This window comes from Paraburkholderia sp. BL25I1N1 (assembly GCF_003002025.1).
Lineage (GTDB): Bacteria > Pseudomonadota > Gammaproteobacteria > Burkholderiales > Burkholderiaceae > Paraburkholderia.
Map to the genome: position 1 here is coordinate 100,376 of NZ_PVZB01000026.1, position 25,715 is coordinate 126,090.

Annotated in this window: 23 protein-coding genes; 9 read left to right on the top strand and 14 right to left on the bottom strand. The window is 61.8% G+C overall.

From position 1 onward, the window contains the following. Positions 1–46: 46 nt before the first annotated feature. The 4 genes from B0G73_RS31350 to hemP all read left to right on the top strand — a co-directional run bounded on the left by B0G73_RS31350 (position 47) and on the right by hemP (position 2,426). Complete coding sequence (locus B0G73_RS31350; protein WP_106285026.1) at positions 47–925, top strand: pirin family protein; 879 nt, start codon at positions 47–49, stop codon at positions 923–925. 138 nt (positions 926–1,063) lie between these two features. Beyond that, positions 1,064–1,462: an OsmC family protein gene (locus tag B0G73_RS31355; protein ID WP_012432434.1), complete on the top strand. Its 399-nt coding sequence runs from the start codon at positions 1,064–1,066 to the stop codon at positions 1,460–1,462. A gap of 24 nt (positions 1,463–1,486) precedes the next feature. Continuing rightward, positions 1,487–1,969, top strand: coding sequence for an SRPBCC family protein (locus B0G73_RS31360; RefSeq protein ID WP_106285027.1), 483 nt, complete (start codon positions 1,487–1,489; stop codon positions 1,967–1,969). 193 nt (positions 1,970–2,162) lie between these two features. Next, positions 2,163–2,426 (top strand): hemin uptake protein HemP, encoded by a 264-nt coding sequence (hemP, locus tag B0G73_RS31365; protein ID WP_106285028.1) that lies wholly within the window; start codon positions 2,163–2,165, stop codon positions 2,424–2,426. A gap of 292 nt (positions 2,427–2,718) precedes the next feature. Here hemP and B0G73_RS31370 read toward each other — a convergent pair whose 3' ends face one another. The 5 genes from B0G73_RS31370 to uvrB all read right to left on the bottom strand — a co-directional run bounded on the left by B0G73_RS31370 (position 2,719) and on the right by uvrB (position 8,514). Beyond that, a complete protein-coding gene (locus B0G73_RS31370; protein WP_106285029.1) occupies positions 2,719–4,125 on the bottom strand; it encodes a 4Fe-4S binding protein in 1,407 nt (468 codons plus the stop codon). Further along, complete coding sequence (locus tag B0G73_RS31375) at positions 4,122–4,967, bottom strand: FTR1 family protein (protein WP_106285030.1); 846 nt, start codon at positions 4,965–4,967, stop codon at positions 4,122–4,124. The genes B0G73_RS31370 and B0G73_RS31375 overlap by 4 nt, the downstream gene beginning before the upstream one ends. Before the next feature lie 75 nt (positions 4,968–5,042). Beyond that, positions 5,043–5,375 carry a cupredoxin domain-containing protein gene (locus B0G73_RS31380; protein WP_106285048.1) on the bottom strand — a complete coding sequence of 111 codons (333 nt, stop codon included), beginning with the start codon at positions 5,373–5,375 and terminating at the stop codon, positions 5,043–5,045. Between the two features lie 163 nt (positions 5,376–5,538). After that, positions 5,539–6,087 carry an iron transporter gene (locus B0G73_RS31385; RefSeq protein WP_106285031.1) on the bottom strand — a complete coding sequence of 183 codons (549 nt, stop codon included), beginning with the start codon at positions 6,085–6,087 and terminating at the stop codon, positions 5,539–5,541. Positions 6,088–6,420: 333 nt separating this feature from the next. Beyond that, entirely contained in the window at positions 6,421–8,514 is a 2,094-nt protein-coding gene (uvrB, locus tag B0G73_RS31390) for an excinuclease ABC subunit UvrB (protein WP_106285032.1), read from the bottom strand. A gap of 457 nt (positions 8,515–8,971) precedes the next feature. Here uvrB and B0G73_RS31395 point away from each other — a divergent pair, with 457 nt between their 5' ends. Further along, positions 8,972–10,171, top strand: a complete 1,200-nt coding sequence (locus tag B0G73_RS31395) for an amino acid aminotransferase (RefSeq protein ID WP_106285033.1) — start codon at positions 8,972–8,974, stop codon at positions 10,169–10,171. A 216-nt stretch (positions 10,172–10,387) separates the two neighbouring features. On the opposite strand, the gene B0G73_RS31400 is transcribed toward B0G73_RS31395, so the two are convergent. Both B0G73_RS31400 and B0G73_RS31405 read right to left on the bottom strand, forming a co-directional pair. Beyond that, entirely contained in the window at positions 10,388–11,626 is a 1,239-nt protein-coding gene (locus tag B0G73_RS31400) for a patatin-like phospholipase family protein (RefSeq protein WP_106285034.1), read from the bottom strand. Positions 11,627–11,636: 10 nt separating this feature from the next. Then, positions 11,637–12,434, bottom strand: coding sequence for a 3-hydroxybutyrate dehydrogenase (locus tag B0G73_RS31405; protein WP_106285035.1), 798 nt, complete (start codon positions 12,432–12,434; stop codon positions 11,637–11,639). A gap of 222 nt (positions 12,435–12,656) precedes the next feature. On the opposite strand from B0G73_RS31405, the gene B0G73_RS31410 reads away from it, so the two are divergent. Together B0G73_RS31410 and B0G73_RS31415 are read left to right on the top strand one after the other, a co-directional pair. Next, positions 12,657–13,628 (top strand): aldo/keto reductase, encoded by a 972-nt coding sequence (locus B0G73_RS31410; RefSeq protein ID WP_106285036.1) that lies wholly within the window; start codon positions 12,657–12,659, stop codon positions 13,626–13,628. 218 nt (positions 13,629–13,846) lie between these two features. Beyond that, positions 13,847–14,692 carry a 23S rRNA (adenine(2030)-N(6))-methyltransferase RlmJ gene (locus B0G73_RS31415; RefSeq protein ID WP_106285049.1) on the top strand — a complete coding sequence of 282 codons (846 nt, stop codon included), beginning with the start codon at positions 13,847–13,849 and terminating at the stop codon, positions 14,690–14,692. 174 nt (positions 14,693–14,866) lie between these two features. Here B0G73_RS31415 and B0G73_RS31420 read toward each other — a convergent pair whose 3' ends face one another. The 4 genes from B0G73_RS31420 to cueR form a co-directional block, all read right to left on the bottom strand. Continuing rightward, positions 14,867–15,910: an ABC transporter substrate-binding protein gene (locus tag B0G73_RS31420; protein ID WP_106285037.1), complete on the bottom strand. Its 1,044-nt coding sequence runs from the start codon at positions 15,908–15,910 to the stop codon at positions 14,867–14,869. 423 nt (positions 15,911–16,333) lie between these two features. After that, positions 16,334–16,690 (bottom strand): hypothetical protein, encoded by a 357-nt coding sequence (locus tag B0G73_RS31425; RefSeq protein ID WP_106285038.1) that lies wholly within the window; start codon positions 16,688–16,690, stop codon positions 16,334–16,336. 230 nt (positions 16,691–16,920) lie between these two features. After that, positions 16,921–17,067, bottom strand: a complete 147-nt coding sequence (locus B0G73_RS31430) for a DUF3563 family protein (protein WP_012432419.1) — start codon at positions 17,065–17,067, stop codon at positions 16,921–16,923. Between the two features lie 303 nt (positions 17,068–17,370). Further along, positions 17,371–17,793, bottom strand: coding sequence for a Cu(I)-responsive transcriptional regulator (gene cueR / locus B0G73_RS31435; protein WP_106285039.1), 423 nt, complete (start codon positions 17,791–17,793; stop codon positions 17,371–17,373). Between the two features lie 124 nt (positions 17,794–17,917). Between cueR and B0G73_RS31440 the strand changes: the two genes are divergently transcribed. After that, complete coding sequence (locus tag B0G73_RS31440) at positions 17,918–18,157, top strand: heavy-metal-associated domain-containing protein (RefSeq protein WP_106285040.1); 240 nt, start codon at positions 17,918–17,920, stop codon at positions 18,155–18,157. Positions 18,158–18,170: 13 nt separating this feature from the next. Next, positions 18,171–19,091, top strand: a complete 921-nt coding sequence (locus B0G73_RS31445; RefSeq protein WP_106285041.1) for an SDR family oxidoreductase — start codon at positions 18,171–18,173, stop codon at positions 19,089–19,091. A 120-nt stretch (positions 19,092–19,211) separates the two neighbouring features. On the opposite strand, the gene B0G73_RS31450 is transcribed toward B0G73_RS31445, so the two are convergent. The 3 genes from B0G73_RS31450 to imuA are packed head-to-tail and all read right to left on the bottom strand — an operon-like array spanning position 19,212 to position 25,358. Then, the gene (locus B0G73_RS31450; RefSeq protein ID WP_106285042.1) at positions 19,212–22,787 is read right to left on the bottom strand and encodes an error-prone DNA polymerase; all 3,576 of its coding nucleotides are present in this window, start codon (positions 22,785–22,787) and stop codon (positions 19,212–19,214) included. A 5-nt stretch (positions 22,788–22,792) separates the two neighbouring features. Beyond that, a complete protein-coding gene (locus B0G73_RS31455) occupies positions 22,793–24,619 on the bottom strand; it encodes a DNA polymerase Y family protein (protein WP_106285043.1) in 1,827 nt (608 codons plus the stop codon). Beyond that, the gene (gene imuA, locus B0G73_RS31460; protein ID WP_106285044.1) at positions 24,519–25,358 is read right to left on the bottom strand and encodes a translesion DNA synthesis-associated protein ImuA; all 840 of its coding nucleotides are present in this window, start codon (positions 25,356–25,358) and stop codon (positions 24,519–24,521) included. The genes B0G73_RS31455 and imuA overlap by 101 nt, the downstream gene beginning before the upstream one ends. Positions 25,359–25,715 lie beyond the last annotated feature (357 nt).

Consider the following 25,715-nt stretch of genomic DNA (forward strand, 5'->3'; position numbering starts at 1 on the left):
CATGTTTCAAAAATAACGCTATTCCCGATTTTTTGAGGTGACTTTGATGAGCACGACCCGCACGATCGAACGTACGTTTCCGGCCGTTCGCACGACCGAGGGTGGCGGCTTTATCGTCCACCGCCCGTTTCCGACCCGCCTGTTGATGGACTTCGATCCGTTCCTGCTGCTCGACGAAATGGGTCCAATCGACTACGCGCCGGGCGAGGCAAAAGGCGCTCCGGACCATCCGCATCGCGGCTTCGAAACGGTCACGTATGTGCTCGAAGGCCAGTTCGGCCACAAGGATTCGGCCGGCCACTCCGGCACCCTGCACGCCGGCGACGTGCAATGGATGACCGCGGGCGCGGGCGTCGTGCACAGCGAGATGCCGGACCCGTCGTTCGTGCGCACGGGCGGACGCGTGCACGGCCTGCAGCTCTGGGTGAATCTGCCGCGCCGCGACAAGATGATCGCGCCGCGCTACCAGGAAATGCCGTCAGCGAGCATTCCCGTGGCGACCTCTGCGGACGGCAAGGTGCGCGTCAAGGTGATCGCCGGCGAAGCGCTCGGCGTTAAAGCAGCAATCGAAACGCGTACGCCGATCCTGTACCAGCATTTCTCGCTGCAACCTGGAACGACGATCCAGCAGCCTGTGCCGGACGACTATCGCGTGTTTGCATACAGCCTGTCCGGTAAGGGCTTTTACGGCGAAGGCGAAGCGCGTCAGGAAATCGACGCGCAGAAAATGGTCGTGTTTCAGAACGATGGCGACTCGGTGACGCTCACGGCCGGCGCGGAGCCGCTCGAGGTGCTGCTGCTAGGCGGCGTGCCGCTCAAGGAGCCCGTGGTGCGCTACGGACCGTTCGTGATGAATACGGAAGACGAGATCCGCCAGGCCGTCGTCGACTACCAGGCTGGGCGGATGGGCGCGATCACGCATTGAATCGCCAGCGGGCGCTTCGCAGCTAAGGCGCGAAGGCCGGTAAATTCGTTCACAATAGCAATTCAGGCCGCGCGCCACGCCGTTCACTGATAACGGGCCGTGGCGCGCGGCAATTTCCGTCCCTGTTCAGGAGCGCGCATGGCAGAGTCCACCGTCACCGCCCACATCGGCTCGACGAATTTCCAGGTTCTTTTCGACGACGGCAAGCACACATGGCTGGCCGACGAACCCGAGTCGCTCGGCGGCGGTGATCGCGGGCCGACGCCCGTGTCGCTGCTGCTGTCGAGCCTCGGCGCGTGCACGTCGATTACGCTGAAAATGTACGCCCAGCGCAAGGACTGGCCGCTCGCCGACGTGCGCGTGACGCTCTCGCTCGAAACCGGCGACGCGGGCACGACCATCGACCGTAAGATCGTGCTCGAAGGCGATCTGTCCGACGAGCAGCGGGAACGGCTTTTGCAAATAGCCAATCAGTGCCCGGTTCACAAGATCCTCACGCATTCGATCACGATCCGTTCGGGGCTCGCCGTCGCTTAAACGCTTTCATAGGAAGCTGTCGTTTTGAATTTCGAACACCTTATCCAGATCAACGACCCGTTGAATCCGTTTGTCGAATCGATGACCCGCGCGCAATTGTGGGAAGGTCTCGTGCTGCGCGCCGAACAGCCGCAGTTGTTCGTGATGGGGCTCGACAGTTGCACGATTCTTTCGCGCGAAGGCAACGTACTCGAACGGGAATTGCACTACGGCCAGGCCACGGTGCGCGACCGCGTCACGCTCGAGGAAAGCCAGAGCGTGCGCTACGACATTCTGCCGACGGCCGACTACGTGGGCGGCTCGCTCACCATGACCATCGAGCAACCGGACGAGCTGCAGTTGTTCCTGCGCTTCGAATATGCGACCACGCTGCCCGAATCGACCGATCCGGATGCGCATCAGACGCAGGAGATCGTGAAGTCGGCGTATCGCGAGAACGATATCGATACCGTTCGGCTGATTCGTCAATACGTGCAGGCGAAGCAGGAGCCCGGCACGTTGCATTGAGCATCGCGCGGGCAGCCCTGCCCGCCAGCGAGCGCAAGACCGCCCAACGACCGGGCGGTCGTTTTCCCGATTCTGTTCCGCCTTAAAGCCTCTCTGACTATCGAAATTCAAATTCGATCAATTTCTCTTTCTTGTAAATAGGAATAGTTATCATTTAGAATTAGTCCATCGAATCGACTAACAGCTAAAACGAATGACCGATCTCACGCGCCCTTCCACGCTCAGCCTGCGCCGCCCGGCTGCCGCGCTGACCAGCCGTCCGAAAACGTCGACGGCAACGGTGACCGGCCAGAAGCCCGGCGCGTCGGATCGCACCAACGGTTCGGGCGAGACGTCGCAGCGGGTCGTTCACAGCGACACGTTGCTGCAAGGAAATAGCCACGTCAGCATCGTCCATAACGGCGAGACCTACCAGCTGCGGGCAACGCGCTTAGGCAAGCTGATCCTGACGAAGTAGGAACGAATAGCAGTTAGTACCGGGTATTGTGGGGACCACCTCCCAGAGAGGTGTTGGGCAGTAGCCAGCCACGACGGCTTGCACGTGAGAACTAGACCCCTTCGTGCAGACACCAAGCCAGCCGTCGCAGCAAGCCAGGCCGCTTTTTTTTGGTTCTCACTCGATACGGCGACACGCTTGAACGTGCGTCGATCATGCGGAAAATGAAAAAGCCGTGGGATGAATTTCATCTCCACGGCTTTTTGTTTGGTCAGGCGCGGACTACTGCAAGCGCATAAATGCGTCGAATGAGTTACTTGGAAGCCCAGCCCCAGAACATCAGCCACCAGGCGCTGTCGACCACGGCGAGTGCCGCGGCGAACCACACCATCGCGAGGCCGCGTTGAACGAAACGCTCGCTGTAGCGGCGCGTCACGAGCCAGGCGAGCCATGCGCTCCACAGGTTGGCAATCGCCAGAATCGCGATACGCATATCCGACGCCCACCACAACGACAGATGCTCCGCGCGCAGCAGCGACAGCGTGGTCGCGGACAGGCCGAGAAACACGCCCGCGCCGGCAATCGGAATCAGTCCTTGCGTCAAATGATGCAGACGCACGCCATCGAAGCGCCCCAGCATGCGCGTCGCGCCCATCAGCAGCACTAGCAGCGCGGTGCCGTACACCAGCGCCGTGGCGAGGATGTAGCCGATCAGCATGGTGCCGTCGAGCCACGAGAAGACGTCGTTCTGTTCGGGGTAATGCGTGAACAGGAACCACGGCGCGTTGGTGTCGAGCGGCCATGTGATGTCGTGATCGACCAGCCAGTTCGCGAGGAAAATCTTCAGATCGACGAACCAGCGCGACGCGGTCCAGTGGAACGCGCCGATCGCGATGCCGAGCAGGCCGTACAGGATCAACGCGGTGTCCCACGGGTTGGCCTGCTTGTCGCCCAACTGCACCACTTCCGACGACGGCGCGCGCCACGTCAACGCAATCGCGTCGCGGTGGCCGCTGCAACGGCCGCACATATGGCAATCCGATGCGCCCTTCATGTTGCGCAAGGGCACGAGCGGCGCGCAATTGATCGGAATCACGCGATGCCCATGCTCACCGTTCTTGTACGAACGGCGCCATGCCTCTTCATCGACTTTGTAGTGGAACGGCGCAAGCCGCGCCAGAAGCGAAAAAACCCCGTTGACGGGGCAGAGATACTTGCACCAGACGCGCTTCTCACGCCCGTAGAGCAAGCCGATGATCATCGCCGCGAAGGTCGAGCCGCCTAACACCAGCAGCACGGCTTTCGGATACTGGTAGACGCTCACCATCTGTCCGTAGATGGTGGTGATGCCGAACGCGACGAACGGCCAGCCGCCCCAGCGCATCCAGCGTGGGATCGCCCAGCCTCGCCCGTACTTGCTGGCGAATTCGGCGAGCGCGCCTTCGGGGCACAGCACGCCGCACCAGACGCGGCCGAGCATGACCATCGAGAGCAACACGAACGGCCACCAGATGCCCCAGAACACGAACTGCGCGGCGAGCGTCAGGTTGTTCCACAAGTGCGCCGTGTCGTCCGGCAGCGGCATCACTGCCGGCACCAGAATCAGAAACGCATACACCGCCACCACGACCCACTGAATGCCGCGAATCGCGGCATCATGACGCTGCATCCACTGCCCGGCCGCCGCGAGGCGGCCCGGACGGGTCATGACCGTGCTCATGCCGCGCGCCCGGCGGTTTGCCGTGCCGGCTTGCGATTCGCCCGGCGTAGCAGCAGATAAACCACGCCCCAGTACACCGCATAGGCGATCAGATTCATCAACGCCGGGTGAGCGCGATAGCCGGTCAGCGTGGCGACCAGCGAACCGAAGGTGCTCGAATCGTCGAGGATCGCCGACGAATTCCACATCTGGTCGACGATGGTCGGCAGGATTTCCTTGTCGATCAGCTTGTCCACACCGGTCTGAAACAGACCCGCGCCGAGGAACAGCAGCATGATTTCCGTGATGCGGAAAAAGAGCCGCCACGAGAAGATCTTGCCGCCCAGTTGCAGTGCGTAGAAGGTCAGGAACGCGAGCACCAGGCCGATCACGACCGCGAGCATCTGGCTGGCGTCCACGTGACCCGACTGGCCGAAGCCGAGTCCGTACAGAAAGATCACCGTCTCGCTGCCTTCACGCGCGATCGCCAGGGCCACCAGCAACGCGACACCCCACCAGTTCGAATCGCGCTGGCTCTTCTGCAGCGACTGTTCCATGTCGCGCTTGAGCGTGCGGCCGTGCTGCTTCATCCACAGCACCATCTGCACGATCAGCACGCAGGCGACCAGCACCATCGCGGTCTGGAAATAATCCTGCGCGTCGCCGGAGAGCACTTCGGTGAAACCGACCAGCGCGGCGCCGAGCGCTACCGCCGCAATCAAACCGGCCGCCACGCCGCCCCACAGGTACGGCAAACCCCGGCGCGCATCGTCGTCGCCATTTTTCAGCCAAGCGTACAGAATGCCGACGACCAGCAACGCCTCGACACTTTCCCGCCACACGATGAATAGAATCTGACCCATCAAGCTCTCCCTCTGCCCTTCTACTGCTTGTGCGAACGACCGGCCGTTTACGGCCTGCACTCGCCTCCCAAGCTCTTACTTCGCGACGATGACGCCCTGTGCCTGCTGGTGAAAGTCGTCGAAAAACTTGTATTCGCCCGGTTCGAGCGGCGCGATCACGACGAACGAATCCGCGCCCGGCGCCAACACCTTTTCTTTACGCAACTGCACGCTTTCGAATTCGGCCGCGCCTTTGCCCGTGTTGCGCACTTCGATCTTGATACGCTGCCCCGCCGGCACTTCGATGCGGGCCGGGTTCAGCTTGCCGTCGTTCATTTCCAGCTTGAAGGTCGGCAGGTCGGCTGCATGGGCCGCGCTTGCCAGCAAAATCGTGGCGGCGAAGGTCGCGATCTTTCGGTTGATTCTCATTAGCCCTTCCGGAAAACGCAGCGCGTTGGCGGTCGACCGCCGACGCGCCGTCTGCTGCACTGGTTCGTTCAGCCTCGTTCGGTCACTCATTGATCACTCGTTGATCACCCGCGCACGCGCGGCCACGCGGCAAAGCATGCTCGCGCGCGATGATGCGCGGCGATCAGTAGCCGCCCTTCTTGCCGATGCCGGCATAGGCGAAGTCGTATTCGAGGGTGATCGGCTTGAACCACGGACCCACGCCGGTTTCCTTGTCGACGTGGCGGCCGAACGCCATATGGCCCGTTTGCATCGGCGCTTCGACGATCATCTTCAGGTGGTACTTGCCCGGGCCTTGCAGCTTGACGTTGTCGCCGTAGTGCGGGCCGTCGTTGGCGACCATCGCCATCAGGTCGCCCTTCTGCGTCTGAGTCGAACCGGCCTTCGTCAGTTCATAGTGCACTTGCAGATACGGCATCCAGTCGCCTTCCGCGAAACCGTTCGGATTGTTCTTGACCGCGTGAATGTCAGCTTCGAGGTGGATGTCCGAATCCGAGGCTTTGCGCATCATGCCTTCGGGTTCCATCGTGATCGGCTGCAGATAGACCGCGTTGATTTCCATGCCGCCGTGAATCTGCTGCTTGCCGATGGGATATTCCGCCGCCGCTGCCGAGAAAGCCGCGACCGCGGCCACCGCTGCCGCCCCGCCACGCACAAATGAAGAAATCCGCATTGAAACTCCTTGTTTTTATCAGACTGGAATCGAACCCATTGGAACAGTGCGTCGCGCACGCCTTGCGATGCAGCGGCTGCGGCGCGTGAGCGCCCCGATCGCTCGCCGGCGGGCTGGCCGTTACGAACGTTAATGCGAACCATTCTCAATATTGGTCGAGTTTATCATTGATCGCGAGGGAGAACAAATGAGAGCGCGCTGCAAGCCTTGTGGCAGCAGGGTCTTAAGGCAGACTTAAGGAAGCGGTGGGAGGAAGTGAGGCGATGGCGGGCGAGTGCCCGGCATGGATCGACCGGGCGCGGCGCATTGCCGCGCCCTAGGCGCGCGGACGACTTAATCGACGCCCGACACGTGATCGCCGACGTTCGCGCCGAACACGCGCTGGCGCAGCAACGCGAGCTGGTCGCGGGTCTGCGCGGCCTTCTCGAACTCAAGGTTCTTGGCGTGCTCCATCATCTGCTTTTCGAGACGCTTGAGTTCCTTGGCAAGCTGCTTCTCGGACATGTCCTCGAATTTAGCGCGCGCCTGCTGCTCCTTCAGTTCGGCGCGGGCGTCGTCGACGTTGTACACGCCGTCGATAATGTCGCGAATACGCTTGACCACCCCGCGCGGCGTAATGCCGTTCTCCAGGTTGAAGGCAATCTGCTTGTTGCGCCGCCGTTCGGTTTCGTCGATGGCGCGGCGCATCGAGTCCGTGATCTTGTCTCCGTAGAGAATCGCCTTGCCGTTCACGTTCCGCGCCGCCCGGCCGATGGTCTGGATCAGCGAGCGCTCGGCGCGCAGAAAGCCTTCCTTGTCCGCGTCGAGAATCGCGACGAGCGACACTTCCGGAATATCCAGCCCTTCGCGCAACAGGTTGATCCCGACGAGCACGTCGAAGGTGCCCAGACGCAGGTCGCGGATGATTTCCACCCGCTCCACGGTGTCGATGTCGCTATGCAGGTAGCGCACCTTGACGCCGTGGTCGGCCAGAAACTCGGTCAACTGTTCGGCCATGCGCTTGGTCAGCACCGTGACCAGCACGCGGTCACCCACCTTGACGCGCTCGTTGATCTCGCCGAGCACGTCGTCGACCTGGCTGCGCGCCGGGCGCACCTCGATTTCCGGATCGACGAGGCCGGTCGGTCGCACCAGTTGCTCGGCCACCTGACCTGCTGTCTTCTGCTCGTAGTCAGCCGGCGTGGCCGACACGAACACCACCTGACGCATCTTGCGTTCGAACTCGTTGAACTTGAGCGGGCGGTTGTCGAGCGCCGACGGCAGGCGGAAACCGTAGTCGACCAGATTTTCCTTGCGCGCGCGGTCGCCGTTGTACATGCCGTTCAGCTGGCCGATCAGCACGTGCGACTCGTCGAGCAGCATGAGCGCGTCCGAGGGCAGATAGTCGACCAGCGTAGGCGGCGGCTCGCCCGGCGCCGCGCCGGAGAAGTGCCGCGAGTAGTTCTCGATGCCCTTGCAGAAGCCAAGTTCCTGCAGCATTTCCAGGTCGAAGCGCGTACGCTGCTCGAGCCGCTGCGCTTCAACCAGCTTTCCGCCGCTATAGAAGAATTCGAGCCGCTCGCGCAGTTCGGCCTTGATCGTTTCGACCGCGCGCACCACGGTATCGCGCGGCGTCACATAGTGCGACGACGGATACACCGTGAAGCGCGGAATCTTCTGACGCACGCGGCCCGTGAGCGGATCGAATAGTTGCAGGGTTTCGATTTCATCGTCGAACAACTCGATGCGCACCGCCATCTCGGCATGCTCCGCCGGGAAGATATCGATCGTGTCGCCGCGCACGCGGAACGAGCCGCGCTGGAAGTCGGCCTCGTTGCGGTTGTACTGCATGGCGATCAGCCGCGCGATGATGTCGCGCTGGCCGAGCTTGTCGCCGGTGCGCAGCGTCAGAATCATCTTGTGATATTCAGACGGGTTGCCGATACCGTAAATCGCCGAGACCGTGCCGACGATCACCACGTCGCGCCGCTCCATCAGACTCTTGGTGGCCGACAGCCGCATCTGCTCGATGTGCTCGTTGATCGACGAGTCCTTCTCGATGAACAGATCGCGCTGCGGCACGTACGCTTCCGGCTGGTAATAGTCGTAGTACGAGACGAAGTACTCGACCGCATTGCGCGGAAAGAACTCGCGGAACTCCGAATAAAGCTGCGCGGCGAGCGTCTTGTTCGGCGCGAACACGATGGCCGGGCGGCCGAGCCGCGCGATCGTATTGGCCATCGTGAAGGTCTTGCCGGAACCGGTGACACCGAGCAGCGTCTGGAACGAGAGGCCATCTTCGACGCCTTCGACGAGCGTGTCGATCGCCGTGGGCTGATCGCCGGCGGGCGGATACGGTTGGTAGAGCTGGAACGGCGAGCCTTCGAACCGGACGAATTTGGATTCGTCCAGCGTTTCGTCGGCTTCAGTCAGATGTTGTTCGGACATGGGGGGCGGTACCGGGCCTTGGGGGCAAAGAACTATTCTAACGGGTTGCGGGAATCGAAGATCGAGCGCGTCTGCGTAGGGTTTTGGGGAGTCGCGCGGGGCAGATGCGGACGCAATGCTGTGGCCCTTTGGGCGCAGTCGCACGGCATTGGCTCACGGCGACGGGACCGCCGCCACAAGCCTTGATTTCGCCGGCTGCGGGCCGCTTTCCTGCTTTCTCGCGGCGGCTTGGCGGAGAGCCCCGTTGTTGCCAAGTGGCGCCGGAGTGCCTGTTTTTCAAGCAAAAAATTCCCTACGAGCGGCGTTGCCGTCCGAAAAACGGTCGCGAATTCGTTACAATGCGAAGCTGCGCCCGGTCGCCACCGCCCACGGCGTGTCCGCGTTTTGCGCCGGACGCCGCTGGCTTGGCCGTCCGCGATCGAAGCCGCCCTCTTCTCACTACTGCTGCCCACCCATCATGTCTCTGTTCTCCGCCGTCGAACTTGCTCCCCGCGACCCGATTCTGGGCCTGAACGAAGCCTTCAACGCCGATGCGCGCACCACCAAGGTCAACCTTGGCGTCGGCGTGTACTTCAACGAAGAAGGCAAGATTCCGCTGCTGCGCGCTGTGCGCGACGCCGAAAAGGCTCGCGTCGAAGCTGCGCTGCCGCGCGGGTATCTGCCGATCGAAGGCATTGCCGCTTACGATGCCGCCGTGCAGAAACTGCTGCTCGGCAACGACTCGCCGCTGATCGCAGCCGGCCGCGTCGTGACGGCGCAGGCGTTGGGCGGCACGGGCGCGCTGAAGATCGGCGCGGATTTCCTGAAGCGCCTGAACCCGAACGCGAAGGTCGCGATCAGCGATCCGAGCTGGGAAAACCACCGTGCGCTGTTCGAAAGCGCAGGCTTCGAAGTCGTGTCGTATCCGTACTACGACGCGCACACCCACGGCGTGAATTTCGACGCCATGTTGAGCGCGCTGAACAGCTACGCAGCGGGCACCGTTGTCGTGCTGCACGCGTGCTGCCACAACCCGACCGGCGTGGACCTGAGCGTCGAGCAATGGAAGCAGATTGTCGAAGTGGTCAAGGCGCGCAACCTGGTGCCGTTCCTCGACATCGCTTACCAAGGTTTCGGCGACAACATCGAAGCAGACGCTGCAGCCGTGCGTCTCTTCGCTGCGTCGGAACTGAACGTGTTCGTGTCGTCGTCGTTCTCGAAGTCGTTCTCGCTGTACGGCGAGCGCGTCGGCGCGCTGTCGGTCATCACGGCAAGCAAGGATGAAGCGGCTCGCGTGTTGTCGCAACTCAAGCGCGTGATCCGCACGAACTACTCGAACCCGCCAACGCATGGCGGCTCGGTGGTCGCGGCCGTGCTGGCCTCGCCGGAACTGCGCGCCACGTGGGAAACCGAACTGGCTGAAATGCGTGACCGTATTCGCGCCATGCGTAACGGTCTGGTTGAACGCCTGAAGGCTAGCGGAGTGGATCGCGATTTCAGCTTCGTGAACGCGCAGCGCGGCATGTTCTCGTACTCGGGTCTGACGGCGCCGCAAGTGGACCGTCTGCGCGAAGAGTTCGGCATCTACGCCGTGAGCACGGGTCGCATCTGCGTGGCTGCGCTCAATACGCGCAACCTCGACGTGGTGGCCAATGCGGTCGCTCACGTGTTGAAGTAAGGTGCTGGCGGGCGCGGGCATTCGTTGCACGCGCTCTGCTGCGAATGATTGCGAAAACGGCGCCCTTTTCAGGGCGCCGTTTCTATTTGTGGCCCGATTGCAGTTTGCAACGTGCCTGCTGCTTGTTGCTGGAACAGAGCCGCTTTCGATACCGCAAGGACTGCCACAATTGCCGCGCCGCGCTTCGGTCACGCGGCGCTCGGGCTCGTGGCTCCTTCAGCGCGCATCCCGATGGATATCGTGCGTGACAAAGCCCGCGTCGTTATCCGGCATGTCGAGCCACTCGGGTTGCGCGAGCGAATGGCGGATGTCTTCCAAACCGCTTTGCCAATGTTCGCGCATCGTCGACAAGCCGAACTGAAAGTCCTTGTAGTGCCCTTCGTATTCCTTGTGCCGGTAGATCAAATGGACCACGTTGTAGCGCTTCGAACACGACAGATCCTCGGCTAACTTGCACCACGGATCGTCACGCTGATCGGACGGCACGCGATCCAGCACTTCGCGCAACACGTGCCGGAAACGCTGCGACCGCTGCAGCATATCGGTCACGAGACGCGTGCGGCTCGAATACTGAATGTCTTTCATGCGCCCTTGGACGTCGGTGATGTTGTCCGGCACCGGTCCGATCGCGCTCCAGAGATCGACCTGAAAGGCGAGCGTGTCGCGACGCGGCGTGGACTGGATCACCTCATAAAGCGGTGTGTTCGACATCAAGCCGCCGTCCCAGTAGTACTGACCGTCGATCTCGACCGCCGCGAAGCCGGGCGGCAACGCGCCTGACGCCATGAAATGCTCGGGCCTCAGCGTTGTATGGGTGTTATCGAAGTACGCGAAATTCCCCGTGCCGCAATTGACCGCCCCCACCGAGACGCGCATTTCTTTCGAATTGATCCGGTCGAAATCGCAGAACGCTTCGAGCGTGGCCTTCAACGGCGTGGTGTCGTAATAGCTGGCCAATTGCGGCGGCCCGGACACCGTGGGCAACGGCGGCGGAAAGCGCGGCACGAAAAAGCCCTTCTGCCCTTCGACGATGGCGCCCACGGCCTGCGTTGCCGTAAAGGCCTTGCGTATGGCGTCGCTGGAATTGAAGAGCGCGTGCTCGATAAACGCAGGCAACGGCGGCCCGAAGGCGGGCTGGCAAATCGTTTCCCAGAATTGCAGCAGCCGTTCAACCCGCTTTTCGGGCGGATTGCCGGCGATGACCGCCGTATTCAACGCGCCGATCGAAATGCCCGCCAGCCAGTTCGGCTCGATCCCCGCTTCGTAAAGTCCCTGAAAAACACCCGCCTGATAGGCGCCCAATGCGCCGCCCCCTTGCAGCATCAAGGCGACGGTTTCGTACTTGGGTAAATGGAGATGCCGGCCGGGATGCGCGGAGGGCGCCGGACCGGCGCCCTCGCCTTCCCCGTCGCCGGGCGCGCCGACGCGCGCCCGCTTGAGATTGCGTTGCGCCATAGGCACCTCCTTATTGCATGTACCAGCCGTGGCTCACAATAAAGGACTGGCCGGTCAGCGCCGCCGTCGGGAACGTGGACAGGAACAGCACCGTTTGCGCGACGTCTTCCACCGTGGTGAAGACACCGTCGACCGTGCCGCCCAGCATGACGCGCTTGATCACGTCTTCCTCGCTAATGCCCAGTTCTTTGGCCTGTTCGGGAATCTGCTTGTCGACGAGCGGCGTGCGCACGAAACCCGGACACACCACATGCGAGCGCACGTTGTGCTTGGCGCCTTCTTTGGCGAGCACGCGCGAGAGGCCCAGCAGTGCATGCTTGGCCGTGACATAAGCCGATTTGAGCGGTGACGCTTCGTGCGAATGGACCGAGCCCATGTAGATCACAATGCCGCCGCGATCGTCCTTGTACATGTGCTTGAGCGCCGCCTTGGTGGTCAGGAACGCGCCGTCCACGTGGATCGCCTGCATCTTCTTCCAATCCGAAAACGAGTAGTTTTCGATCGGATTGACAATCTGAATGCCGGCGTTGGAAATAAGAATATCGACCGAGCCAAGTTCCGCGGCCACTTTGTCGATGCCCTGATTGACGGCGTCTTCGTTCGTGACGTCCATCGCCACGCCGATTGCCTTGCCGCCGCCCTTTTTGATTTCCTCAGCGACGGCGTTCGCGCCGTCCTGATTCAGGTCGGCGATCGCGACAGCCGCGCCTGCTGCGGAAAGAGTTAGCGCAATCTGCTTGCCGATGCCGCTTGCGGCGCCGGTAACCACGGCGACTTTGCCACTCAGATTCGTGTTCGTTGACGACATCCAGAACCTCCATGCAGTTGATGACAATGAGACCACGGGCCGCGGGCGGCGTGAAGTCAGCCAAACGGCATAGGCCGTTCGGCTGAATGCTGCACTGCGGCCAACGCTGCTATTGTGCATGAACCGTGTGAACTCCACCGGTTAAAAGCACGTCGAAACGTATCTCTTTAAACTGGACGTTTTCGGCGGGATTCCGGTGGCATCACCAACAAGGAGGCATGCATGAATTATCGACGTCTGGGCCGTTCCGGCCTGCAGGTCAGCGAGCTGTCCATCGGCTCGTGGGTCACGTACGGCAATCAGGTGGACACCCACGCGGCGCGCGAATCGCTCGCGGCCGCGCGCGACGCGGGAGTCAACTTCTTCGACAACGCCGAGGTGTACGCCGGCGGCAAATCCGAAGAAATCATGGGCCAGGCGCTCAAGGAACTGGCGTGGCCGCGCGTGAGCTACGTGGTGTCGACGAAATTCTTCTGGGGACTCGCGGAAGCGCCGAACCAGTACCACACGCTGAACCGCAAGTATCTGCTGAACGCAATCGACGCGTCGCTCAAACGGCTGCAACTCGACTATGTCGATCTCGTGTTCTGTCATCGTCCGGACCCGAACACGCCGGTGGAGGAAACCGTCTGGGCCATGAGCGACATGATCACCCGTGGCAAAGCGCTGTACTGGGGCACGTCCGAATGGAGCGCCGATGAAATCCGCGCCGCTTACGACATCGCGGAGCGGCATCATCTGCATAAGCCGGTCATGGAGCAGCCGCAGTACAACCTGTTCCATCGCAACCGCGTCGAGCAGGAATACAAGCGGCTTTACGAGGATATCGGCCTCGGCCTGACCACCTGGAGCCCGCTTGCATCCGGCTTGCTGACCGGCAAATACCGTGATGGCGTGCCAGCCGACAGCCGCGCGCAATTGCAGGGCTACGACTGGCTGCGCACGCAGGTCACCGACGCGGGCAAGAACAACGTGGTCGGCAAGCTCGGCAAAGTGGCGGACGAGTTGAGCTGCACGATCGGCCAGCTTGCGATCGGCTGGATTCTGAAGAACCCGAGTGTCAGCACGGTGATCACGGGGGCATCGCGGGTGGAACAGATCGGCGAGAACATGAAGTCCGCCGAGGTGGCTGAGCGGATCACGCCGGAGATCAAAACGCGAGTCGAGGAAATTATCGGCGACGCGCACGACTGACCGGACTCGCGTGAGCGCGTAACATGGCCGTGGCAGCCTCGCGGCCATGGTCGCGTCACGCGTGCAACCCGCTGCAATGCACGGTGCGCAACGCGGCGTCGCGTACAATACGCGACCGCGCTGCACACCGGCGCCGTATGCCCATTGTGCAGCCGCATTGCATCCGCATCGCCGAATCCGCCCTGGAGCGGCATGCCCTCTTTCAGCGTCTCCTCATCATGCTCAGCTACCGCCACGCCTTTCATGCAGGCAATCACGCCGACGTTCTGAAACACGCCGTCGTGTTGCAGCTCCTGCGCTACCTCGGCCAGAAGGACAAGTCCTACTGGTATATAGACACGCATGCGGGCGCCGGCGTCTATTCGCTGAAGGAAGGTTACTCGACCAAGACCGGCGAGTTCCGGACCGGCATCGGCAAACTGTGGGGACGCGACGACCTGCCGCCGATGTTCGCGGATTATGTCGACGAAGTGGGCGCGCTCAATCCGGACGGCCAACTGCGCTTCTATCCCGGCTCGCCGTATATCGCGTGGCGGCAGATGCGCGAACAGGACCGCATGCGCCTGTTCGAACTGCACACCACCGAAATCGACGTGCTGCGCCACAATTTCCGCGACGCGGGCCGTCGCGCGATGCTGTATGCGGGCGACGGCTTCGACGGCATTCTTGCCTTGCTGCCGCCGGCTCCGCGTCGCGCGTTGGTGCTGCTCGATCCGTCGTATGAGGACAAGCGTGACTACATTCGCACGCTGCGCTGCGTCGAAGAAAGCCTGAAGCGTTTTCCGACCGGCACGTACGCCGTCTGGTATCCGCAGGTGAGGCGCCCGGAGTCGCAGCGCTTCCCCGATCAGTTGAAGAAACTGCAGGATAAGAACTGGCTGCACGTGAGCCTGACTGTCAGCAATCCGCCAGAGGATGGTTTTGGGCTCTTCGGCAGCGGCATGTTCATTTTGAACCCGCCGTATACGCTGGCAAAAACGCTGAAGGACCAGATGCCCTGGCTCGTCAAGGCGCTTGGCGAAGATGAGGCTGCGCAGTTTAAGGTGGAGTATCGCGGCGACTGAGTTTCGTGTTGTGGGCTGCGAGATTTTGTTGGCCGCGAGATTTGTGCAGCCTTCACGTTTTTGCGGCCACTGAGCCGTACGCAGTTCGCCGAGCTGGGCTACCGTTGTTTTCGCCCGCCACGTGCGCACGACGCGCGCGGCCGGTTCGGTTGCTCAGTCAGCCCGAGACGCCGACTACTTGAGCTGGGCCGCGGCCTTGCGGGCGAAGTCGTTGGTATATGTCGCGTTCAGGTCGATCTTTTTCGGATCGAGCCGGTTATCGAACGAGGACAATGCGCGCAGCGAGGTCGCCGGGCCGTCAGCGGGCATCAAGCCGTCAGGCGAATAAGCGTCGCGCACGTTGTGAAAGGCCTCGACATAAAGCGCAGAGTCGTTGAGCAGATAGGCCGGCGGCACCATCTTCAGCAGATCGGCATCGCTCGCGGACTGCAGCCAGTGATCCGCGCGCACGATTGCGTTGGCGAGCGCCTGCGTCGTCTTCGGATACTTCTGAATGAAATTGTCCGAGGCATACAGCGTCGCCGCCGGCATCGTTCCGCCGAACACCTCCTGCGTGCCCTTCACGGTGCGCGTATCGACCAGCACCTTGATCGCGCCGCTGCGCGCCAGTTTGGTTATCATCGGATCGACGTTGGAGAGCGCATCGATCTGACCGCCGCTTACCGCCGCGAGCACGGAGGCGCCGCTGCCCACGCCGATCGCCGAAATTTCGTTGCGCTGCACGCCGGCTTTGCGCAAAGCCACGGTGAGCACGAGATCCGTCGACGAACCCGGCGCGCTCACGCCGACTTTCGCGCCTTTGAAGTCCGCGAGCGTCTTGAACTGATCGGCCTTCGATTTCAGCACGGCAACGACGATTTGCGGCGCGCGCCCCATCAACGCAAACGCCCGGTAATGCTGCCCTTTCTCCTGCATGAACAGCGTGTGCTCGAATGCGCCGGCGCCCACGTCGGCGCTGCCGCCTACGACTGCTTCCAATGCTTTCGATCCGCCCGCGAAATCCTCTAGCGTGACGTCGAGGCCTTCGTCCTTGAAATAGCCCAACTGTTGCGCGGCGAGCACCGGCAGATAGTAGAGGCCAGGCAGACCGCCGACTGCCATGGTCAGCGCAGGTTTTTCCGGTGTGTCTTTGGCAAGCGCGGCACCAGGCAGCGCGGCCAGTGCAAGCAGCGTGACGCAGGCGCAGGCGGCCTGCCGCATCCATTGAGTAGTCGGCATTCGATGTCTCCTTGTTCTGTTTCTCGTTCGATGCGGTCGGGCCGGGCTCGATGTCTCGTCCGAGTCGCTGGGGAGAGACCGCGCGCGATGATTGTCGTCGGACGGCTGCGCGTGCGCCATGCGCCCAAACCCCAATGGCGCACGCGACGCGTCGGCGCATGAGTCGTGTCTGCGCTCGCGCCCAGGAGCGCACTGTGAGCGTTGATCGAAAAGGGGAATTGGGTCAATCAGATAGGCGCTCGCGCGAGCGCCCGTGTGTCGACGAGCTGACCATGCACGGGCAGGCATTGACTGAAATGGGAAAGCACTGCCGGAAGCGCTCGCGTCTCCAGCTTGTGACAAGGTCCACGCACTGGACGATATCGCGGCGGCGGTGGCGGTCCGCCGCGTACGCCGACTGGATCTGAAACGGAAAGCGAGCGCCTATTGCGGCCGAGGCGCCGGGCGGGGCTGGGCTTGCGGCTGCGGTCGCGGCGGCGGCGTACTTCCGCCTGCTGGCAACTGGATATAAGGCGCAACGACGATCGGGATCGACGAATTCGGTGCCAGTTCGGCCGGCGTCGCAATGGGCTGCGCTTCGACGATGGGCTGATGCGAAAGCGGCGCGGTCTGCAGGACGGTTCCGCTCTGTCCGTCGTTGATGCCGTTCTGCGAGTCGAGAATCACCGGCTTGCGTGCGCTGGTCGACGCAGCATAAGCAGCCGACCCGGCGAAGATCGAGGTCAGCGAGGCTGCAATGGTCACGGCCAGAATGGATTTGAGCGGGCGGGCAGATGGCATGGGCGGACCGGTTGAGTTTTGGAAAGCCGGATTTCGCGGAAAACGCTTTACCTTACCGCGACGGTCGCCGCGAGGCTAGTCGATATTCGCCACGCGTAGCACTCAAACGCCGCTCGACTGCAATTCTCGCAGTCCAGATGTGACAAAGCCCCGCATAGACGGGGCTTGACGCTTTTACTGCCGTGGCTGCGCGATGAGCGCTGCCGGATCAAACGCGATGCCGATGAAACTTACAGCGAGTAGCCGTTGGTTTCGAGCGAACGGATGCGCTGTTCGAGCTGGACGATATCCGACGACGATGCGAGGTAGGCTTCACGACGGGTGCGTTCAGCGGTTTCAAACCAGGTGCTCAGCTTTTCGAGTACGTATGCAAACATGATGTTCTCCAAGGATCAGATTGAATCCCCGGTGGATTGGGCATCAGGGATTTCCCGTAAAAGGGTTAACCCGGATTATAGCCCTATAGTGCAACCTGACTAGTGAAATGCCCGCATGACGTGCATTCCGTTTTGGAATGGTGCACGCGCGTGGTGCGGTCAAGTGATTGATTTAACTCGAATTGACTTCAATTTGTCGCTCTAGCTGATGCCACCCATATTTTTATGCATGATTGTGGTGCAAATACCGTTGCGGTTGCGATAAATCGCAGCACCAGGTTGCACCTTCCGCAAAACACAATCTCAAACAGGACGACAACCCTGCCCCGAAACCAGATCGGTATCGGCAAGACGTTCGATGATCGGGCAATCAGGACGCTCGTCGCCGTGACAATGGTCGGCGAGGTGCGCTAACGTGTCGCGCATGTCGGTCAGTTCGGCGATGCGGCGATCAAGTTCCGCGACGTGCTCCAAGGCGATGGCTTTCACCTCCGCGCTGGCCCGCGAGCGATCGTGCCACAGTGCCAGCAGCCGTCGAATGTCTTCGATCAGAAAGCCAAGCCGGCGCGCCTGGCGGATGAAGCGCAGCGAGTGAACCTCTTGCGGACCGTATACGCGGTAGTTGGCGCTGGTGCGCGATTTCGCCGCCAGCAAGCCGACGCTCTCGTAGTAGCGGATCATTTTCGCCGTGAGGCCCGACGCACGGGCCGCTTCACCGATATTCATGGCCGTTTCTCCAGTGTGTGCGTCGATCGTACACCTTCCCATGGTGGGAAGGTCATCCACGGAATTGCGTATCGGCAGGCATAATTCAACGGTCGCACTATCCAATTTTTCGAGGCAATTCCCGATGACGATCGAATTTCAGGTTGAAGGCATGAGTTGCCAGCATTGTGTGACGGCGGTCACGAATGCAATCCGCGAGCTTGACGACGCCGCGCAAGTCCGCGTGGATCTGGCGACCGGGCGCGTCGCCGTGGAATCGACGCAACCGGCCGAGACGCTGAAGGCTGCCATCGACGAAGCCGGCTACACCGTGACGGGCGTCGCAAGCGGCACGACCAGCAGTTCGCCCGGCGCGGCCCGTTAAGCGAGTTCACGTCATGTTCAAAATTGCCGTCATTGGTGCCTCCGGGCTGCTCGGCCGCGCGCTCGTCGACGAACTGGCGCAGCCGACCGGTTGGCAAGTCGTCGCCACAGCGTTCAGCCGGCCGGCGCCGGGCAAGGTCGCGCTGGATATCCGCGACACGCGGGCGGTCGAGCAGTTCGTCGAGCACGAAGCGCCGGACGCGCTCGTGATCGCCGCGGCAGAGCGTCGACCGGACGTGTGCGAGCATGACCCCGCGCTGGCCCGCGCGCTGAATGTCGATGCGGTGCGCACCCTTGCCACGTCGGCGAACCGGCGCGGCGCATGGACGCTATCGATTTCGACCGATTACGTGTTCGACGGCACGCACCCGCCCTACCAGCACGATTCCGTGCCCGCGCCGCTCAACGCCTATGGGCACAGCAAGCTTGAGGGCGAGCGAGCGCTGACTGAATCGACCGACCTCGGCTGCGTGCTGCGTTTGCCGCTGCTGTACGGGCCCATTGTCAGTTGGGCGGAGTCGGCGGTGACGAGTCTCGTGCCGGCGATCGCCGGGTCAGCCGCGACCGGGAGCAAACCCGCTGTCATGGATGCGTGGGCGATCCGCTACCCCACCTTCACGCCGGACGTGGCGTTCGTGATCCGGCAGATGCTCGAACGGCACGCGCAAGGCGATGCGATCCGCGGCATCGTGCAATGGTCCGGCGACGAACCGATGAACAAGTATGAGATCGCCTTGCGCCTCGCCGAAGCGCTGCAACTCGACGCGCATCTGACGCCGCAACCTGTGCCGACCGATTCGACGCCTCGGCCGCATAACTGCCACCTGGCATCGACCCGCCTCGAAGCGCTCGGCATAGGCCGGCGCACGCCGTTCGATACGGCGATTCGCCAAGTGTTAGCGGCGTTTCCGTGGCGCGGCGCCGCACAAGCGTAGAACGTTTTATCTGGCAGCCAGAACTGAACGCGGCAAGTCGCCCATGTTGTTATTCGGTCGATGCGCGCCGGCACGACGGCCGTACGTCGAGCCGGCTCGCTTGGCCACCGCGAACCGCCCTCAATGAAAATCGCGGCTCGCCGTGGCCAATTCACCCAGCCATTCGCTGTGGTCTTCGAGGCGATGAGCGACGAGATGGATCACCTCGCCCTTGTTTTTCCGTTTCGCCTTAGCCTGATTCGCGCTCACTGGGTTGCCGGCATTGTCCCCGCCGGTCGCTACGCCGTCGTCGCGCTGCAAAACACCGTAGACCGCCAGCAACGATGCGCCCAGCAAAACCTTGCGCTGCTTTTCCACCAGCGACGGCCAGACGATCACGTTGATCGAACCGGTCTCGTCTTCGATGGAAACGAACACCGTGCCGTTTGCCGTGCCCGGACGTTGCCGCACGGTGACGATGCCGCACGCTCGCGCCAGCGTGCCGTGCTGACACGCGGCGAGTTCTGCGGCCGTGCGAAAACGATGCTTTGCAAGGCGTGCACGCAATAGCGCAAGCGGATGTCGATTGAGCGTGAGGCCAATACTCGCGTAGTCGTCGACGATTTCGCGGCTTTCGGCTGCCTGCGGCAATGTCAGCGGCGCTTCGGCGATCGGCGCACCGCGCAGCAGTTTGGGCACCGTGTGCTGCGCCGTCACGGCCCACCATGCCTCGCGCCGATGTCCCGCGATACTGACCAGCGCATTCGCCGCGGCCAGCGCTTCGAGATCACGCCGCGTCAGGGCCGCGCGGCGGGCCAGATCGTCGACATCGGTAAACGGTGTCTCGTTTCGTGCGGCCATGATGCGTTCAGCAGCCGCTTGCGAGAAGCCTTTGATCAGATGCATGCCGATGCGCACGGCGGGGCCGCGCGCGCCATAGGTGTTCGACGGTTGAAACACGCGGGCAGTCAATCGCTGTGCCGCGCGCCGGACGGTCCTGCTCACCGTCAGACGCCGCAGCGAAAGATCGCGCAATTGCTGCGCGGATAGTACGGCCTGCTGACGATGCAAACAGGTTTCGTCCGCTGAGATCCGTTGTCCTTCATGACCACGTCTCTCGAATGTCGATTCCCAATCGCTCAAGGTCACGTCGGGCGGCAATACCTGGACGCCGTGACGCTTCGCATCCTGAACGAGTTGCGACGGCGAATAAAACCCCAACGGCTGACTGTTCAGCAAACCCGCCAGAAAAGCAGCCGGTTCATAGCGCTTCAACCACGCGCTGAGGTAGACGAGCAGCGCGAAGCTCGCCGCATGGCTCTCCGGAAAACCATATTCGCCGAAGCCTTCGATCTGTTTGCAGATGCGGTCGATGAACTCCTGTTCGTAGCCGCGCTTGAGCATCCGCTCGTTCAAATCCTTCTGATACTTTGCCAGGTTGCCGCTGCGCCGCCATGCGGCCATCGCGCGCCGTAACTGATCGGCCTGCTCACCGGTATATTTCGCCGCAACCATCGCCAGATGCATGACCTGTTCCTGGAAAATCGGCACGCCGAGCGTGCGTTCGAGCACGGGACGCAATTCATCCTTCGCGTAGTCGACCGCCTCGAGCCCCTGCTTACGGCGCAGATAGGGATGCACCATACCGCCCTGAATCGGCCCGGGCCGCACGATCGCCACTTCGATTACGAGATCGTAGTACTTGTTGGGCTTCAGACGCGGCAACATGCTTTGCTGCGCCCGCGATTCGATCTGGAATACGCCGATCGTATCGGCATGGCCGCACATTTCGTAGACGGCTCGATCCTCGCGCGGAATATCCTGCACCCTGAACTTCGGAAAGCCGCGCCTCAACGCGACGAATTCCAGCGCGCGCCGGATCGCCGACAACATGCCGAGCGCCAGCACGTCGACTTTCAGCAGTTTGAGCGCGTCGATATCGTCCTTGTCCCACTCGATCACGCTGCGGTCTTTCATTGTCGCGTTCTCGATCGGCACGAGTCGCGACAGCTTGTCTTTCGCAATCACAAAACCGCCAACGTGTTGCGACAGATGACGCGGAAAAGCGCGCAACTCCTTCGTGAGGCGAATCAGATTCTGCGTGATGTGCGAGTTGGCGTCGAAGCCCGCTTCGGCCAGATATTTGGCAACCGCATCCGTGCCGTCCCACCATTGTTGCGACTTGCTGATCCGCTCGATCAAAGATACTTCAAGACCCAGCGCCTTGCCGACGTCTTTCAGCGCACTGCGCGCGTGATACGTAATCAGCGATGCGGTCAGCGCCGCCCGATGACGGCCGTACTTCGTGTAAATATATTGAATCACCTCTTCGCGCCGCTGATGCTCGAAATCGACGTCGATATCAGGTGGCTCGTTGCGTGCGCGCGAGATGAAACGCTCGATCAGCATGTTCATCTGCACCGGATCGATTTCCGTGACGTGCAGGCAATAGCAAACGATCGAATTCGCCGCTGAACCACGCCCCTGGCAGAGAATGTTTCTGGAGCGCGCGAAACTCACGATATCGTGCACCGTCAGAAAATACTTTTCGTATTTCAGATCGGCGATCAGCCCCAACTCTTTTTCGATCTGGCCGATTCGCTTCAGGTCCATGCCCTTGGGCCAGCGCTCCATCGCGCCGGCCATGACCAGCTTGCGCAGATAACTCGATGGTGACTCGCCGGCGGGCACCAGTTCCTCGGGATACTCGTACTTGAGTTCGTCGAGCGAGAAACGGCATAGCGCGGCGATACGCAGCGTTTCTTCCAGCGTATCGCGCGGATACAGTTTGCCGAGCCGCACACGCGTACGCATGTGCCGCTCCGCGTTCGCTTCGAGCGCATGGCCGCATTGCGATAGCGGCGTGACGAGGCCGATGGCGGTCATCGTGTCCTGCAACGGCTTGCGCGATCGGGCATGCATGAGAACGCCGCCTGCCGCGACCAGCGGCAAACCGCTCGCTTTTGAAATCATGCGCAAGGCGTCGATCTGGAGATCGTCGCTGCCCGTTTGCCAGAGTTCGAGCGCGATCCACGCCCGTTGTGCAGCGAACGAGGCGAGCCAATGCGCGCAACGCAGCGTATGCGAGAGCGTCGCCGCGCGCTGCGGCACGAGCATCAGGACGCAATCGGGTAAGGTTTTTAGATGCTCAAGATGGGGGAGTGAATCGGTGAAGTCGGATGGGCTAAGGCGATAGCTGCCCTTGTCCGCTCGTGATCGAGCCAGCGTGATCAGTTCGGAAAGATTGCCGTAACCGTTGCGGTTGGTTGCAAGCGCAACCAGGGTGCAGAAGGGTTCGCCGGTTTCGTCGGTCAGATTGAGTTCGCTGCCGATGATCAGGTGAGGGAGGGGTTTCAGTGCCTCAGTTTCCGCAGCTTCCGTGGGTTCCTGCTGCGACGCTGCGATTTTTGTCGCGTCTTCCGAAGGCGCTTCCGATTGCGCAGCTTTGGCCCTGTCCTCGCGCTCTTTCTGCTGACGGTCCCGCTCCTCTTTGATTTCCTTCAACGCCGTGTAAGCGCGCACGACGCCGGCCAACGAGCATTCGTCGGTAATGGCGAGCGCGCTGTAGCCGCGCGACATCGCCTGTTCGACGAGTTCACGGGGATGCGATGCGCCCCGCAGAAACGAGAAGTTAGTCAGACAATGCAATTCCGCATACGCCGGCAACTGAGTGGCGAGTGGCTGTTGCGCGAAGAACGACGGCTGGGTTAGTGACATGATAATCAGCCGAACAAACCCTGCAGATACCACTCGCCGCTAAGGCGTTCGCGGTATACCCAGAACATGTGGCCCCGGTCGTCGGCCGCGACATAGTAATCGCGCTCCACCCGGTTGCCGTCCCACCACCCCGCTTCGATCCGCTCGGTGCGTGTGAGCATTTTCAATGGCCGACGATAGATCGGCCGCTGGTCGCGCATCATCAGGCGCAGCGGTTTGTCGAGCATCCAGAGCGGGCGAGGCTGCGACGGCAGCGCACTGTCGGGTAGATCGAGCGAGGTTTGGGTACTGGCCGGTTGCGCGCCGGATTGGTGATGTTTTTTTGCGTTGGCGGTTTCGTTGGGCTGTTGGACTGCTTGTGTCGCTTGTGTCGCTTGTGTCGCTTGTGTCGCTTGTGTCGCTTGTGTCGCTTGTGCCACTCGCGCAAGCGCATCTCCGTCCGCGCCCCCCTCCTCCGCCGATGCGGCGTGCTGCAATGCATCGGTCAACCAGGCGTTGTCTGCTTTAATTTTTGTCCGGGCTTTCGCCGGCGAACGCTTCTTGCGCGAAAACGCTTGCGCCTCGTAGGCTTCGACGCGCATTGCCCGCTCGGGACGATGATCGTCCTGCACCGACATCTGCAGCACATTCTCCGGTCCCAATCGCGCGCTCAGGCGTTCGAGCAGACGCGCAATCGAATCACCATCGGATTCGGGCATCGGAAACAAGGTGTCCGACTGGCCGGCATATTCGCCGATTTGATCCGCTACCAGCTTCAACTCGATGACCGGTGCCGCCAGCACGGTCTGATTCAATTTTTCCCGCAGCAACCAGATCAGATGCTCAGCATCGCGTGACGGTATGGCCCACGCGACCTTCAGGCTTGATGTCTTCGGTGCATGACGCGACGCCAATTCATGCTCGAGCAGCAACGTATAGCCGCTGAGCGCCGCATGATGCGCGCTCAGCCAGCCGGCCAACTGCACGATCAGTCGACGCGCGGCAAACAGCAACGCATCCGCGTTATCGACCCGGGAGGGCAACTCCAGTTGCGCATGAAACGACGCCGGCGCACGAAACGATTCACGTGGATCCGGGCGCGTGCCGTACGCCTGTGCCAGCAAATCAAGAATGCCGCCGCCGAAACGTCGCACGACACCGGAGCGTGGCAATTGACGCAAATCGGCCAGCGTCGCGCAGCCGACATGCGCAAACGCCTCGCGATGCGTTTGCGTGACCGGCAGCAGCGATACGGATAAGCCATCGAGGACACGCGCGAGTGAGGTCTCCTTGACCACGTGCCAACGATTCTTCTGCCGAACGGCGCGGGCCTGCGCCAATAGCCACGCGCCCCAGGCAGTCGGCGCACAGGCGATGCGCGCCGTATAGCCGAATTCCGCCACCGTGGCAGACACCCGCGACAACAACGCGCGCAAGCCGCCAAACAACCTCAACCCGGAGCCGACTTCCAGCAGCAGGGTGTGCGCGTCGGCAAGCGACACTTTGGGTGTGTACGTCAGCAAGGCAAGCGCTATGGCTTCGAATGCCTGAGTTTCGCGGGCGACATCGGCAGCAAGCAGTTCGAGCCCCGGCGCCAACGCCAAGGCATACGAACGCGAATGCCCCGCGTGCACGCCGGCACGCAGTGCGTCGAAATCCGGCATCAGGATGTGCGCGTGGTCGGCTAGCGCGTAACAGCGCTCTCCGACGATGTTGTCGGCATCGTGAAGTTGGCTTGTCTCATCGCTCGATTCACGCCGATTCGGCTTCGCGAGCGAACCATCCGGGAGCGGCGCGAGAGGCTTCACCGCTTCCAGTGACAAGAGTGGCAATGTGACTGCGATCCACAGCATGTTTGATCTCTGCCCCTTGATGGCCACCGACTCCGTTTTCCGGCAACAAGACGCTTTGTAAAGGTAAAACGAGACGAAGAGGCTCGGCTAGCGGCGGCCCGCGACGCTTGAAGATGTCGATCGACAAACCAATCTCCTGCAGCCATTGACGACGGTTGATCGTCTGCGCATTGGCCGGCAGCAGCGGCTCGCAGATCATTCGCAATGGCGCCGGGGAAGATTGCGTGGCGGCCTCGACAGGCCGAATCAAAAATGCCAGCGATGCCGATTCTTGAGCCGCCACTTGCAGACGCCTGACTTTGTCGGCACGAGCATTCGGCAGCCAAACCAGGACCGCGCCGATGCCATCCTGCTTCAAGGCCTGAGCGGCGGCCCACAAGGCCTGGTCTTCACTCGAGCGGACCCATAAAACCCGCTCGACATCGACACCCCAAGCTCTCAATGCGGCGGCGCACGGCTGATACGGAGGCGCCACGAGCATGACATGCCGCTTGGCGTGTTTCGTCAGATGACACAGTGCATGGGCTAGCAGACGTACTTCACCCACTCCACCATGCTCGATCAACAATTCCGTCAGACCGCCAGCTGCCCAACCTTGTCCCGGCAACACCCGATCCAGCGCGGCATAGCCGCTGGAAATCACACGCGAATCTGCCTCGGCAAGTTCATTGCCCTGCCATACCTGACGCCGTAATTGGGACGTCAGGGCGGTCGTCGCAAGCTGAATCGCTGCTGCCATAGACACGCTCTTGAATTAGGGAATGCTCCGCCCTGCCCGGCATCGAGCAAGCATGAGGTGACGAGTTTTCACTGTATATTTATACAGTATTTTGGGATGAATGTTAAGACGGAGGGATGCTGGCAAGTTGGCGCGGGGAGAGGCGCTGGCAACCGACTGAGATCGTCGGCTAGCCTCCATCCGTCAAGACGGGTTTGCCGACCCCTTACCTGGCAATTGACGGATCCTGCGGCGCGAAGGTGTGGATGCCGGACGGGCGTATCTGGAACTGACGGGCTACGCGGATGCGCAGGGGATGGGGCGGGAGTGAAGGCGGGTTGTACGGCGGGGTTATGCGGTGGGGGTTTTTCCCGCGTA